This window comes from Streptomyces albus subsp. albus (assembly GCF_000725885.1).
In the GTDB taxonomy this organism is placed as follows: Bacteria; Actinomycetota; Actinomycetes; order Streptomycetales; family Streptomycetaceae; genus Streptomyces; species Streptomyces albus.
The window spans coordinates 25,377-39,452 of sequence record NZ_JODR01000038.1; the positions used below are offsets into that span (position 1 = coordinate 25,377).

Annotated in this window: 8 protein-coding genes; 2 read left to right on the top strand and 6 right to left on the bottom strand. The window is 71.4% G+C overall.

Annotated elements, in window-relative coordinates; translation table 11 throughout:
- Positions 1 to 162 precede the first annotated feature (162 nt).
- The 4 genes from IO40_RS0130660 to IO40_RS0130675 form a co-directional block, all read right to left on the bottom strand.
- A complete protein-coding gene (locus IO40_RS0130660) occupies positions 163 to 2,139 on the bottom strand; it encodes an ATP-dependent DNA helicase (protein ID WP_031176556.1) in 1,977 nt (658 codons plus the stop codon).
- 310 nt (positions 2,140 to 2,449) lie between these two features.
- The gene (locus IO40_RS0130665) at positions 2,450 to 4,252 is read right to left on the bottom strand and encodes an IucA/IucC family protein (protein ID WP_031176557.1); all 1,803 of its coding nucleotides are present in this window, start codon (positions 4,250 to 4,252) and stop codon (positions 2,450 to 2,452) included.
- A 126-nt stretch (positions 4,253 to 4,378) separates the two neighbouring features.
- Positions 4,379 to 5,305: a GNAT family N-acetyltransferase gene (locus IO40_RS34330; protein WP_016470245.1), complete on the bottom strand. Its 927-nt coding sequence runs from the start codon at positions 5,303 to 5,305 to the stop codon at positions 4,379 to 4,381.
- 38 nt (positions 5,306 to 5,343) lie between these two features.
- Entirely contained in the window at positions 5,344 to 7,752 is a 2,409-nt protein-coding gene (locus IO40_RS0130675; protein ID WP_031176558.1) for an IucA/IucC family protein, read from the bottom strand.
- Positions 7,753 to 8,055: 303 nt separating this feature from the next.
- Here IO40_RS0130675 and IO40_RS0130680 point away from each other — a divergent pair, with 303 nt between their 5' ends.
- A complete protein-coding gene (locus IO40_RS0130680) occupies positions 8,056 to 9,276 on the top strand; it encodes a trypsin-like serine peptidase (protein ID WP_016470243.1) in 1,221 nt (406 codons plus the stop codon).
- A 114-nt stretch (positions 9,277 to 9,390) separates the two neighbouring features.
- The gene (locus IO40_RS0130685; RefSeq protein ID WP_016470242.1) at positions 9,391 to 10,602 is read left to right on the top strand and encodes a trypsin-like serine peptidase; all 1,212 of its coding nucleotides are present in this window, start codon (positions 9,391 to 9,393) and stop codon (positions 10,600 to 10,602) included.
- A 185-nt stretch (positions 10,603 to 10,787) separates the two neighbouring features.
- On the opposite strand, the gene hflX is transcribed toward IO40_RS0130685, so the two are convergent.
- Together hflX and IO40_RS0130695 are read right to left on the bottom strand one after the other, a co-directional pair.
- Positions 10,788 to 12,287, bottom strand: a complete 1,500-nt coding sequence (gene hflX / locus IO40_RS0130690; RefSeq protein WP_016470241.1) for a GTPase HflX — start codon at positions 12,285 to 12,287, stop codon at positions 10,788 to 10,790.
- Between the two features lie 229 nt (positions 12,288 to 12,516).
- Positions 12,517 to 14,073: a M1 family metallopeptidase gene (locus tag IO40_RS0130695; protein ID WP_016470240.1), complete on the bottom strand. Its 1,557-nt coding sequence runs from the start codon at positions 14,071 to 14,073 to the stop codon at positions 12,517 to 12,519.
- Between the last annotated feature and the right edge of the window lie 3 nt (positions 14,074 to 14,076).

Below are 14,076 nucleotides of genomic sequence, written 5' to 3' on the forward strand. Positions count from 1 at the left end.
GCGGCACGCATCCGTCCGCCCTCTTGCTCCGGCTGCCCCCGGCACGGACCAGGGCCGCCCCTCGCCTGACGAGGCAGCCCCCCGGATCCGCCCCCCTGCCCCGGCATCCCCTGCGGTCTCCGACGGCGGCGCTGACGGCCGACAGCCGGGCGACCGCCCCTGTCAGCCCTTCTTCGCCGCGGCGTCGATGGCGGCCAGGGAGCGCCTCACCTGGTTGCGGTCCGTCGTGTACCAGAAGTCGGGCAGAGAGGCCCGCAGAAAACCGCCGTACCGGGCCCGCTCAAGTCGCGGATCGAGGACGGCGACCACTCCCCTGTCCCCCGTGGCACGAACGAGCCGGCCGGCTCCCTGCGCCATCAGCAGCGCGGCGTGGGTTGCGGCCACCGCCATGAAACCGTTGCCGCCCGCCTCCTCGACCGCCTTCTGCCGCGCGCTCATCAACGGGTCGTCGGGGCGGGGGAAGGGCACCCGGTCCATCACCACCAGCTGGCAGTTCGGACCCGGGACATCGACGCCCTGCCACAGCGAGAGGGTGCCGAAGAGGCAGGTCTCCGCATCCTCGGCGAAGCGCCGGATCAGCTCGCCCAGTGTCTCCTCGCCCTGGAGCAGGATCGGCACATCGAGACGTCCGCGCAGTTCCTCGGCGGCCACCCGCGCCGCCCTCATGGAGGAGAAGAGCCCCAGGGTGCGGCCACCGGCGGCCTCCACCAGCTCGGCCAGTTCGTCCAGCATGTCGCTGCGCTGCGCATCGCGTCCGGGCGGCGACAGGTGCTTGGCGACGTAGAGGATGCCCTGCTTGCGGTAGTCGAAGGGGGAACCGACGTCGAGCCCCGTCCACGGCGGCGTCTCGGCGTCCTCGTCGTCGTCACCGATCCCCTCGGGGGCCAGACCGAGAGACGCGCCCACGCCGTTGAAGTCGCCGCCCAGTTTCAGGGTGGCGGAGGTGAGGATGACCGAGCGGTCGGCGAACAGCTTCTCGCGCAGCAGGCCGGAAACCGTCAGCGGCGCCACCCGCAGCGAGGCGCCGTAGCGTTCGTGGCGCTCGTACCAGATGACGTCGAACTCGGAGCCCTCCAGGATGCGTTCCGCTACGTCGTGGACGTTCTCCACCGACGCTTTGGCCTGCTTGCGGACCGCGTCCTCGTCCTGGACGGAGGCGTCCCGGGTGTTGCCGAGAGCCGTCAGACAGGCCCGGCCCGCGTCCCGCAGCGCCATCAGCGCGTACTGGAGGTCTTCCGGAAGAGTCTCCAGCCGGCCTGGCAGGGCCAGCTCCATGAGTCGCTCGAACGTCTCCGAAGCGGTCTGGAGCTGGTCGGCCGCCTTCTCGTCCACCAGTTTGGCGACGCGGCGCACCGCGCGGTTGACCCCGCCCGGGGTGAGCTCACCGGTGGCCACGCCGGTGACGCGGGAGACCAGTTCGTGGGCCTCGTCGACGATCAGCACTTCGTGGCTGGGAAGCACCGGCGCGCCCTCGATGGCGTCGATGGCCAGCAGTGCGTGGTTGGTGACGATGACATCGGCCAGCTTGGCGCGCTCGCGGGCGGCCTCGGCGAAGCATTCGGCCCCGTAGGCGCACTTGCTGGCGCCCAGGCATTCGCGTGAGGTGACGGAGACCTGGGCCCAGGCACGGTCGGAGACGCCCGGCTTGAGGTCGTCGCGGTCGCCTGTCTCCGTCTCGTCCGACCAGTCGCGCAGCCGCAGCAGGTCCTTGCCGAGTTTCGAGGTGGGGGCAGCGCCTTCGAACGGGTCGAAGAGGCCGTCCTCCTCTTCCTGCGGGACGCCCTCGTGGAGGCGGTGCAGGCACAGATAGTTCGAGCGGCCCTTGAGCATGGCGAACTCGGGACGGCGGCGCAGCAGTGGATGCAGCGCGTCGACGGTGCGCGGCAGGTCCCGCTCCACGAGCTGGCGCTGGAGCGCGAGCGTGGCGGTGGCGACCACGACCCGCTCGCCGTGGGCGAGCGCGGGCACCAGGTAGCCGAGCGACTTTCCGGTGCCGGTGCCCGCCTGAACGAGGAGGTGGCGGCCGGAGTCGACAGCCTCGGCGACGGCCTCGGCCATGGCGGCCTGACCAGTGCGTTCGGTGCCCTTCACGGCGTCGACGGCGGCCTTGAGGAGTTCGGTGACGGCGGGCTTGCTCATAGACCCGACACCTTACGCGGCTCCACTGACACTCCGCTCGGCCGCGATCCCCTCCGGTCCCCGACGGTCCGACCTGGTCGAGGACGGTCTCTTCCCGACTGCTTTCCGCTGTGGGTTCCATGCCCGTTCTGACACACCAAGTGCCCGTTCCGTTACGCACCGGATCCCAGCGGGAGGCCGGCGTGCGCCCGGCCGGCGGCAGGACGCCCGAGCACCCGCCCCGGGGCAGGGAACCGGTACACAACCGGAGTCCGGTGAGGCGCCCGGCGGTGCGGCGGCCGGGCGCCCCGGGGGGCCACGGAGATCAGGTTCAGTGCAGCGGGTTGCGGACGGTGCCGTGGACGGCGGCGTGCGGACGCTCGGAACGGTCGCGGTAGCCGTCCGTGTGCAGCCGGTTCCGGTTGAGGCAGAGCCGTTCGATGCGCGGCGTGAGCAGGTCGAAGGTCTCGAACCGGGACTTGAGGGCCGGGAAGCGCTGCTGGTAGCGGTCGATCTCGCCGCGTACGAGCGCCCAGAAGTCCTCCTCCGGAACCCCCAGCTGTTCCTCGCACAGCGGGGCCAGATAACGGAAGACGCCGACGAAGAGTGCGGAGTGGATGAACTGGGTGAGGAACGTGGGAGGTTCCGTCAGCAGCACATCCCGTACGTCGGAGGGCATGGAGTCGTGTTCGGGGACCGGCTCGGCACTCACGTTGACGTCGTCGACGAAGTCCTTGATGGCCAGCCGTACCGGCACGTCCTGCTCGTCGAAGACGACGATCGCGTTCTCGCCGTGCGGCGAGAAGACCGTGCCGTACCGGTAGAGGAAGTGCAGCAGGGGCGGCAGCAGTGCCGCGAACAGGTGCCGCAGCCACACCACCGGCTCCAGTCCGGAACGGGCCACCAGTTCGGCGGTGAGGGCACGGCCGTCCGCGTCGGTGTGGATGAGGGCCGCCAGGGTGCGGGCCCGCTCACCAGGGTCGAGGCCGGGGGTGAGGGGCTCGCGCCAGATGCACCCGAGCAGTTCGCGGTACTGGTAGGGCACGCCGGGCAGGACGTCGTAGACCGGGTGCCGGACGGCCACCGAGGCCACCTCCCCGAGGAGAATGACCCGGCATTCGTCGCTCAGGAAAGGGTCCTGGTCGCGCAGCCCCTGCACCCACCGGGTGACGGCGGGCGCGGCGAGGGTGCGTTCGGTGGGCAGCCCGCGCCACACCAGTGTGTTGAGGATGGCGAGCGGCAGCTTGACGGTGTGCCGGTCCGGTCTGCTGAGGTTGAGGAAGGTACGGATCGACTGCTGGGGCAGGCGCAGGTCGCCGTCGGTGGGGAGCGGGACGATGTACCCGGCGGCCACCTGGGGGGCGAACAGCGGGACGATGGTTTCGTCCCACTGCCAGGGGTGCGTCGGCATGCACAGGTATTCCTGCGGCGCCAGGCCGCGCGAGCGCAGGCATGCGTGGAAGGCGGCGAGGGTCTGCCCGTCGAGTTCGCGTGTGTGGAGACGTTCCGCCTCCGCGAGCCGGGGAACGCCCCGGTAATCCGCCAGGTCCTGGTGCACGGCGATCCACGGCAGAGGGCTCGCGGTGCGGCCCTCGGGCGCCCAGCGTTCCGCGTCGCCGGCGGAGAAACCGAGGCGCCCTTTGTTGGCGACCAGCCAGGGGTGGCCGGTCATGTGGCCTTCCAGTTCGGCGTATCCCAGGTCGGCGAGCCGGGCGGCCGGCAGTTCGGTGGCCAGCAGCCCGGCGTCCGCGGTGAGGGTGGCGGCCAGTTCGCGGAGATAGTGCCCGGCCGTCTCGGCTGACAGGCCCAGCAGTGACCTGGCGCGGCGGACGAAGTCCAGCGGGTCCAGTTCGGGGGTCACTGACGCCGGGTCGATGCTCCAGTGGCCGTAGGCGCCCCGGCGGGCCCGGAAACGCAAGGTGAGCCCGTCGTCCACCGGCAGTTCGTACCCGTCGGGCACGGCGCCGGACAGGGCCCGTGGGAACAGGATCTCCTCGTAGGAGAACTCGGCGAGCAGCTTGGCGAGCAGCCGCCTGGCCGCCCGGCGCCAGTGGTCGGGCCCTGCCTCCAAGCCGGTGGGGACGGCTAGCGGGGCCACGTCCGAGGAAGAGGGGACAGATGGTTTTCGGGACACGGATGTTGCTCCTTGTGGGAAGCGGAATGTGGGGGGGCGGGTTCAGGGGTGGGCACGGGGCGCCTGTGGGGTGCGCGCGTGGACGGGCACGGTCGCGGCACGGCGGGACCTGCCGTGCGCACCGGTTCAGAGCAGGTGGCCCAGTTCGCGGTCACGAATCATCAAGGCCGCGCGTTTGCCGGGCAGTTCGATCTCGGCGCAGAGCCGGAAGCCCGCGCCCAGGAAGGCCGCGACGGACGCCACGTTGCGCACGTCCGGCTCCGCGAGCACCCGGCTGCACCGGGAACGGCGGTCGAGAACCAGATCGGCGACCGTACGCAGCAGCAGCGTGCCCAGGCCGCGTCCCCGGTGGGCGACTCCCCCGATCAGGAGGTGCACACCGGTGTCGTGCGGCCGGGTCGGGAAGTGGCGGGCCAGCGGGTCGAGGTCCGCCCGGTAGAGCTCCCAGTAGCTCATCGGGGTCCCGTCGAGCACCCCCAGGCAGGGGATGCTGCGGCCGTCACCTTCGACCTGCGGGCGCAGATGCGTTTCGGTGAGCTCTTCCGGCCCGGCCAGCTCCCAGAAAGCAGCCACTGCGGGGTCGTTCATCCAGGCGGAGATCAACGGCAGATCGCGCGCCAGCAGTACCGGAACGAGTTGAAAACGGCCCGCCGCGGTGGGGACGGCCGGCCAGGTTGCCGGGTGGTCGAGCAGTTCGCCGGGCGCGGTGCCCGGCCGGGGTTCCTCCGCCGGCCCGGGACAAGCCGCTCGCCGGGCGAGCAGTTCGGGCCATTCGTGCGGCAGTTCCAGGTCGAGGGTGTCCTCCGTCTCCTCGTCGTGGGCCGGTGCGGTGGCCAGGTTTCCGGCCGCTCCGTCCGTCGCTCCAGCGATCCGTGCGGCGGTCACGCCACTGGCCGCCGGAGCGGCGGGTCCACCGTTGCCGGCTGTGAGGGGGTCGTCGCTGCTCGGGTCTGCGCCGGTCTCCGCGGTGCTCACGGCTGCGGGGCCGGCTTGGCCCGGGCCGACGCCCGGGGCTGCGGCTGGTGGTGCGGAGCCCGGCTGGGGATGCGGCATGACGACGTCTCCTCTCCTGGAGGGCCGGGGTTACAGGGTCATGGGACGAGCGGGTTGTCGAGGGTGACGTAGACGGACTGGGTGTCCACCGGGCCGACCAGCTCGTCCAGGCCGTGCAGCCGGGTCAGCAGGTTGGCCTTGCAGCGCAGCGTCGGTGACTCCAGCAGAAGCGCCGGCAGCGGGGACGCCGGGCGTTCACGGGCGGCATCGGCCAGGAAGCTGCGGAAGGCGGCGATGAGCAGCCGCTCGTCGGCCAGCTGCTGGGCGCCGAAAGCACCGATGAGTCCGAAGACGTTGTTGATGCCGAGGTAGTAGGCGAAGCGTTCGTCGGTGACCTCGTCGGCGACGAATGTGTCACTGGCCACGCCGAGGGCGGCCCGGGGCAGCCGCCCGCTGAGCGCGTCACGGTGCGAGGTGCGGAAGTAGTACCCCTGATTGTCGCGGTACCGCCCGCCGCGGGGCCATCCGTCCTCGTCCAGCAGCACGAGCGTGTTCTGCTGGTGCGCTTCCAGGGCGATGCCGGCGTGCGCGTCCAGCCACAGGACGGGCCGTACGACGGCGTGCAGGTACCGCAGGAACCACTCGGCGGCCACCGCGCCGACGGGCCGCCCGGTGTCCTGCGCGAGGGCGGTCACCAGTGCGGCGAGGCGGGAGCGCAGCGCTCCGGAGGGGTCGTCCGCGACGGGTACGGGCGCCGTCAGCCCGGCCACGCAGACCGCGTCCTCGCCGCCGGTGAAGGGGTTGTGCCGGATGACGGTGTCGAACCCGGGCAGACGTCCCTCTCCGGGCACGTCCACCCCGAGCCACGCGGGGTCGCGCACGATGTCGAACCCGGGGCAGGCGGCCCGCCACGCCGTCCCCAGTCCGCCGCGGAGCAGTCGGTGCACCTCCATGCCGCGCAGCAGTTCCTTGCGGAGGTTGTCCCTCCGCGAGTTGGTGATGCGCAGTCCCAAGGACAGCTTGAGCATGGCGATGCTGTCGGAGCGGAAAACGGTCCGCACGGAGGAAGTGGGGTGCCAGTGCTCTCCCGCCTGCCCCAGGTCGTGCAGGAGGCCGGCGTCGAGCAGTCGGCGGACGGCCGGGCTGTGCCGCAGTTCGCCGGCCTGCCAGGGGTGCAGGGGCAGCGGTACGCACTCGCCGGGCAGCCGGTCAGCCAGCGCCTTCCCGCCGAGGCGCCGTGCCAGCTCCGGTGCCGGAACGGGCTTGCCCCGCTCCGTCCATGCGGATGCTCCTGCCAGGACGGAGGGGTGCGCCGCCATCCAGTGCAGGGGGAAGCTGCCGCGCAGTTCGGGCGAGTAGGCGCTCTCCTCCGCGTCGGAGAGCCCTTCGCGGCTTTTCGGGGTGGGGTGGAGCGGGTGGCCGAAGAGGAGAGCCTGTTCGCCGTCGAGGAACGGGCCGGTGCCGGGTGGCGGTTCGGGGTGGGCACGGCGGTCGGCGAGGAAGCGCGCGGTGCGCTGGAGGGAGTCGGCGACACGGCCGACGAGGGCCGCGTTCTCCCGGGTGCAGGCGGCTGCGCTGCTGCTTCCGGTGGGGGCCGCGTCGGCGGTGGTCTCGGCACTCCCGTGCGCGGCGGCGTCTGCCGCACCCTGTGCGGCTTCGCGTCCGAGAAGAGCAGCGACGGCGACGGCTTCGAGGGGCGCCGCGTGCCCGGGGGCGCCTTCCAGGAAAGGCGGGTCGAACCGGTGCCACCCCACGGACGACCAGTGCCGCACCGGCACCAGCAGGGCCGTGCCGCTGGCGGGCAGCGGGATCCGCAGAAGGCCGTTCGCGGGTCGGGCCGGACCGGTCTCCCGGACCCAGCAGCGCAGCAGGTTCTCCGTCGCGGCGGCGTCGGCAGCCCTCCCGGGGTCACGGTCGTGCAGGGGATCGTACGGTGCGATGCGGGGTGGTGCAGCTTCCCTCTCGCGCCCGCCGCCCTCCCAGGGCGCGTGCACCACGTCATACCGGGCGCCGTTCCGCTGCCGTACGCCGGGGCGCGGGGATCCGCCCAGGTGCCGCTCACCGATCCGGTGCCGCTCATCGGCTCGCCGCCCGCCCGGTGAATGCCGGGGGTCGGACGCATGCCGCGCTTCCGGCACGCGCCGCGTCTCGGACACGCGTAGTGCCTCGGAATCGGGCCGAACGTCGGTCGCATACCGGCTCTCGGCCGCCTGCCGGCTCTCGGTGACGTCCGCGTACCGGTCCTCGCCCGCCTGCTGGTTCCCGAGTCCGTACCCGTTCCCGGTCGTATCCGGCGCGTCCTGCCCGTCGGTCACATGCCGTACGGCGGTTCCCTCCTGCTCGGTGGCGTGACCTCCTGCGGCCGCCGTCGTCCCGTGCTGTTCGGCCGGGATGTCCTCCTGGAGCCCGGTGCGGCGCTCCTGTGGCGGAACCTTCGGCTCGATCACGCGGACCGGCCCCTCACGGACCGGTTCCTGCGGGCAGTCGGCTCCGGAGCGCGCGTTCACTCAAGGTCTCCTCAGCTGGTGTCGACTGGGCGCGCTGGGCAGCGAGCCACTGTCCCCCGTACGCACCAACGAGGGGAGCCACGCGGGATCACGGGCTGGTCGGCGATCCGTTTCCGCTCGGGGCACAGTGAAGCGACACGGGGGCGCATCACGCGCGGCGTGCGCCGGGGAACCGCGGACCCTGCTGTGCCCGTCCCGAACACCACCGGGCATAGTGGGGGCGCCCCACTCAGCTAGGTTCATGACAAATCAACAGGCACCACGCAACAGGCACGACGATCCGCTTCAGGGGGAGTTACAGCCATGCCATCGATAGCCAGGTCCGCACGGCGCCGCTCGGCGCTGGCCGCAGCAGCGGTCGCCGCCGTGCTCGCGGTCACCGCGACGGCCTGCGGCCCGGAGGACGACCAGGCGGACGGCAAGCCGTCCCCCGCCTCCAGCGAGCACCTCACCGGTGACCTCAAGAAGGATCTGGGGCTTCCGGACGACCTCCCCAAGGACCTGCCGACCTCCCTCAAGGACCTGGACGCGTGGAAGAACGGCGCCTGGAAGAACTGGGACCGCGACAAGTGGCTGAAAGAAGCGAAACAGTTCTTCAACCCGATCATCGATGACCTGTGGAACCCGGACCGTATGAAGGACGCGGACGGGAACGACCGCAAGGTCGACGACTCCGACATCGACGACGGCCAGAGCGGCGGCAGGGACGGCACGGGTGAGGACGAGGGGGTCACCGACCCGACGCCGCAGCCGGTGAAGGCGAGCGCCGTACCGACGCCGTACACCCAGGACGATCTGCCGGTCGGCAAGGTGTTCATGGACACCCCGAAGGGTTCGATGGTCTGCTCCGGCGCCGTCGTCAAGGACCCGCGCCACCCGGGCAAGTCGAACTTGGTGGCCACCGCCGGCCACTGCGTGCACGGCGGCAAGGGCAAGGGCTGGTACCGCAACGTCGTCTTCGTCCCGGACTACAACCCCAAGGGGCTGCCGAACGAGCAGCTGGCCAACGCCTCCCAGAGCGATGTGGCGCCCAAGGGCATCTGGTGGGCCAAGCGGGCCCGCACGACCGACCACTGGATCAACAACGGCGCCGAGCGCGGCGGCAAGGGCGCTCAGCAGGACTTCGCGGTGCTCCGGGTGCAGCCCGAGGACAAGACGGACAGCACCTCGCTGGAGGAGAAGGCGGGCGGCGCCGTCCAGGTCAGTTTCAGCACGCCGCGGGTGAAGTCGGTGGAGAGCCTCACCGCGGTCGGGTACCCGGCGGCGCCTCCGTTCGACGGCGCCAAGATGTACCGCTGCGCCGACAAGCCCGGCCGCCTCACGCTGGACCCGGAGCAGCCCACGATGTACCGCATCGGCTGCACGATGACGGCCGGCGCGTCCGGGGGCCCCTGGCTCGACGCCTCGGGGACCCGGCTGCTGTCGGTGACCTCCATCGGCCCCGTCACCGCCGACTGGCTGGCGGGGGCCCGCCTCGGCAAGGAGGCCAAGGCGGTCTTCGACACGGTCAGCCGCGAGGGCTGAACCGGTCGCCCGGTCCGGCACCCGGGGTGCCGGACCGGCCGTACGGCGCGGGGCGCCGCGCCAGCGCGCGGACACACCGCGCTCACGTATGACGTCTCAGGGGGAACGCGAAACATGTCACGCATACGCAGAGCACCACACAAGCGTCCGGCGCTGGCCGCCGCGGCACTCGCCGCGACGCTGGCCCTCACCGCGACGGCCTGCGGTTCGGACGACGGCTCCGGCAAGAAGACGGACGCCAAGCCGGCCGCCTCCGACTCGCCGCAGGGGGGCGACGATTCCGGCGACGACGGAGACGGGCTCGGCCTGCGGGACAAACTGCCCAGGAAGTTGCCGGGCTCGTTCCAGGATCTCGACCAGTGGCGCAACGGGGGATGGAAGAACTGGGACAAGGACAAGTGGGTCCGTGAGGCCAAGGAGTTCGCCAACCCGTACCTCAAGGGCCACTGGGACCTGGGCCGGATGAAGAAGGCCGAGGACAACGAGAAGAAGGTCCCCAAGGACATCGCGAGCACCTCAGGAGCGGCCGACACCGCCGAGCCGCGCCCGGTACGGGCCGAGGCGGTCAAGACGCCGTACACCCGCAACGCCGCCCCGGCGGGCAAGGTCTTCATGGACACCCCGGAGGGGCCCATGGTGTGCTCAGGAACGGTGGTGCACGACCCGCGTCACCCCGGCAAGTCCAACCTGGTGGCCACCGCCGGCCACTGTGTCCACTCCGGGCGCAGCGGCGGCTGGCTGCGGAACATCACCTTCATCCCGGCGTTCAACGACCGCGGCCTGGACATGCCTTCGGTCAACAGCGCACCGCCGCAGGAGGTCGCCCCGTACGGCGAGTGGTGGGTCAGGTGGGCGCAGACGAGCAACTACTGGATCCAGAAGGGTGAGAAGTCGGGGGGCGGCGGCTCCCAGCAGGACTTCGCCGTACTGAGCGTGCAGCCGGTGAACAAGTCCGGCAAGTCTTTGGAGGAGACCGTCGGCAACGCCATCCGCGTCAGCTTCAAGGCACCCTCGCTCTCCCGCATCCGGGGCGTGAGCAACTACGGCTACCCGGCGGCCCCGCCCTTCGACGGCGCCAAGATGTACTCCTGCACCGACAAACCGGGCGCGCTCACGATCGACCCGTCCCAGCCCGCGCTGTACCGCATCGGCTGCACCATGACCGGCGGTTCGTCGGGCGGCGCCTGGCTGGTCGAGGGCTCGGACGGCAAGCCGGAACTGATCTCGGTCAACTCGATCGGCCCGCACCCGGCCACCTGGCTGGCCGGGCCCCGCCTGGGTGCCACCGCGAAGGCAGTCTTCGACGCCGCCAGCCGCAAGGGCTGAGCCGACGGCACGTCACACGACACTGAGGGCCCTGCTTCTCCCCAAAGGAAGAAGCAGGGCCCTCAGTCGTCGAAAGAAACGTCCCAGCGGCCCGACGGGAGGGCTCCTCAGCGGTCGCGAAGAGCAGCCTCGTGGCAGGCGGCCTCCGGCGGTGCCGCCGCCGGCTCACCGGCGGCGGCGCCCGGTCACGGCCGGGCCGCTGCCATGGGCTGGAACGCGCGCAGCTCGGCGGCGAGTTCCTCGTGCACACGGGCCTTGAGGAGGGTGCCGTGCTCGGTGTGCTCCTCGGAGAGCACCTCGCCCTGGCTGTGCACCCGCGAGACCAGCTTGCCCTCGGTGTAGGGCAGCAGCACCTCCAGCTCGACGGAGGGGTGCGGCAGCTCGTTGTCGATCAGCTCCCGCAGCTCGTCGATGCCCTGCCCGGTGCGCGCCGAGACCGTCAGAGCGTGCTTCTCGGCGCGCAGCAGCCGCTGGAGGACCAGCGGGTCGGCGGCGTCCGCCTTGTTGACGACCACGATCTCGGGCACGTCGGCCGCACCCACGTCGCGGATGACCTCGCGCACGGCCGCCAGCTGCTCCTCCGGCGCCGGGTGGGCGCCGTCCACCACGTGCAGGATCAGGTCGGCGTCGCCGACCTCCTCCATCGTGGAGCGGAACGCCTCCACCAGGTGGTGCGGCAGGTGCCGGACGAAGCCGACTGTGTCGGCCAGCGTGTAGGCCCGCCCGCTGGGCGTCTCGGCCTTGCGGACTGTCGGGTCCAGGGTGGCGAACAGGGCGTTCTCCACCAGCACGCCCGCGCCGGTGAGCCGGTTGAGCAGCGAGGACTTGCCGGCGTTGGTGTACCCGGCGATGGCCACGGAGGGCACCCGGTTACGCCTGCGGTCCTGCCGCTTGACCTCGCGGCCGGTCTTCATCTCCGCGATCTCCCGGCGCATCTTCGCCATCTTCTCGCGGATCCGTCGCCGGTCCGTCTCGATCTTGGTCTCACCGGGACCACGCGTCGCCATGCCGCCGCCGGCCGATCCGGAGCCACCGCCACCCATCTGCCGGGAGAGCGACTGGCCCCAGCCGCGCAGCCTGGGCAGCATGTACTGCATCTGGGCCAGCGAGACCTGCGCCTTGCCCTCACGGGACTTGGCGTGCTGGGCGAAGATGTCCAGGATCAGGGCCGTCCGGTCGACGACCTTGACCTTGACGACATCCTCCAGGTGGATCAGCTGGCCGGGGGTCAGTTCACCGTCGCAGACCACCGTGTCCGCGCCGGTCTCGAGCACGATGTCGCGCAGCTCGTCCGCCTTGCCGGAGCCGATGTACGTCGCCGCGTCCGGCTTGTCCCGCCGCTGGATGACACCGTCGAGCACCATGGCGCCCGCCGTCTCGGCGAGGGCTGCCAGCTCGGCCAGGGAGTTCTCGGCGTCCTGGGCCGTGCCGGAGGTCCAGACACCGACCAGCACGACGCGCTCAAGACGCAGCTGCCGGTACTCGACCTCTGTGACGTCCTCCAGCTCGGTGGAGAGACCGGCCACTCGCCGCAACGCCGCCCGGTCGGAGCGATCGAACTGCTCCCCGTCACGGTCCTCGTCGAGTGTGTGACTCAGAGCGACGTCCTCTTCCATCAGGGCGTCGGCTCGGCGGTTCGTGGCGATGCGCTGGCCGTTCTGTGGAAGGGAAGAGGAGAAGGTCAAGTGGATCCTTAAGGTCGAGGAAAGTTGTCGTGCCGCTCACAACGCTCCGGCGGCGGGGAAGATTCCCCTCGGGCCTGCGGTGTTTTCCGGGCGACACGCGGAGCGCGCCGCCGCGCCGTGCGGTCACCAGATGGTCGCACGGCGCAGCGGCGGCGTCATCCGTATTTGCCGCTTCCCGCGTGTGTGCCGGTCCGTGTCGAGTTGCCGCTGGGTCCCGTCTCGGGGCCCCTCAGTGCCCGGACGTGGCGGCCCCGGCCGGGTGCCCGGCCGGGGCGGGGCGGGATTCGGCCGCCTTCCGCTGCGGCTTCGCGTGCTTCTTCTGCTTCCAGTCCGGATGCCCCGGCATGGGCGGAGTGGTCTTCCCGTAGAGCCACTTCTTCAAGAAGGCGCTCTGATCCTGCCCCGTCACCCGGGAGGCCAGGGCGATGAAATCGGCCGTCTCCGCGTTCCCGTCCCGGTACCGCTGTGTCCAGGCGCGTTCCAGGCGGGCGAAGGCGTCCTCCCCGATGTGCTCCCGCAGGGCGAACAGGACGACAGCCGAACCGTTGTAGACGATCGGGCTGAACAGATCGACCTTTCCGTCGCTCTTGGCGGGCAGCAGGGCCGCGGGCGGACCGTAACGCTTGCGCCACGCGTCGGACTGCTCGTACGCGGCGCGCGCCCGCTCCTCCACGGTGAAACCGCCGCGCTCGGCGGCGTACGCCCACTCGTACCAGGTGGCGTGCCCCTCGTTGAGCCACAGGTCCGTCCAGCGGCGCGGGCTGACGCTGTCTCCGAACCACTGGTGGGCCAGTTCGTGCACCATCAGTGATTCCTTGTACCAGGCCGGGTAGGCGGGGTCGGCGAGGATGTCGCTCTCGAAGAGCGACAGTGTCTGGGTCTCCAGCTCGAAGCCGGTCCGTGCCTGGGCGGCCAGCACCCCGTAGGTCTCGAACGGGTACGGCCCGGCGTGCCGCTCCATCCAGGCGATCTGGCCGGAGGTCCGCTCCAGCCACGGCAGCAGGGCCTTGCGCTTCTTGACGGGCACCACGTGGCGCAGCGGCAGCCCGTGCGGCCCGGTGGACCGGATCACGGCGGAGCGGCCGATGGAGACCTGGGCCAGTTCGGTGGCCATCGGGTGTGCCATCCGGTACGTCCAGACGGTGTCACCGCCGGCACGGCTGCGGCCGGCCGGGAGACCGCCCGCCACGACGGTCAGTCCGCGCGGGGCGCGTACCCGGAAAGTGAAGACGGCCTTGTCGGCGGGGTGGTCGTTGGAGGGGAAGACGCGGTGGGCGGCGTCGGCCTGGTTGGCCATGGCCAGACCGTCCTTGGTGCGGACCCAGCCGCCGTTCTTGGTGGTGGGATCGCTGGTGTGGTCCACCACCACGTGCAGCCACCCGCCGCGCCGCAGGGGCGCCCGCGGGGTGATCACCAGGTCCTCACCGGCCCTGGCGTGCCGGGCGGGTGCGCCGTTCACCTGAACGGAACGGACGTCACCGGCGGCGAAGTCCACATTGAAACGATCCATGGTCTCGGCGGTGACCTGCGCGTCGATGACGGTGCGTGCGGTGAGCGGTTTCTTGTTGTCACCGCTGTAGTCGAACGACAGGTCGTAGGTGCGGACGTCGTAGCCCGGGTTGCCGAGATGCGGGAAGAGGTGGTCGCCGATCCCGGCCGCACGGGGCGCGGGGAGGGCCGCCCCGACGAGCGCGAGGGTCGCGGCGCCAACCGTGCCGGCAACGGTGCAGCGGCGGCGGGCGGTGCGCGAGCGGCTGAGGGATGTGTGGGCTGAGAGGGCTGCCATGGC

Bases quoted from the DNA above. Each gene is read 5' to 3' on its own strand.
- IO40_RS0130680 (WP_016470243.1), top strand. From the start codon at position 8,056: ATGCCATCGATAGCCAGGTCCGCACGGCGCCGCTCGGCGCTGGCCGCA.
- IO40_RS34330 (WP_016470245.1), bottom strand. From the start codon at position 5,305: ATGCCGCATCCCCAGCCGGGCTCCGCACCACCAGCCGCAGCCCCGGGC.
- IO40_RS0130695 (WP_016470240.1), bottom strand. From the start codon at position 14,073: ATGGCAGCCCTCTCAGCCCACACATCCCTCAGCCGCTCGCGCACCGCC.
- IO40_RS0130660 (WP_031176556.1), bottom strand. From the start codon at position 2,139: ATGAGCAAGCCCGCCGTCACCGAACTCCTCAAGGCCGCCGTCGACGCC.
- IO40_RS0130685 (WP_016470242.1), top strand. From the start codon at position 9,391: ATGTCACGCATACGCAGAGCACCACACAAGCGTCCGGCGCTGGCCGCC.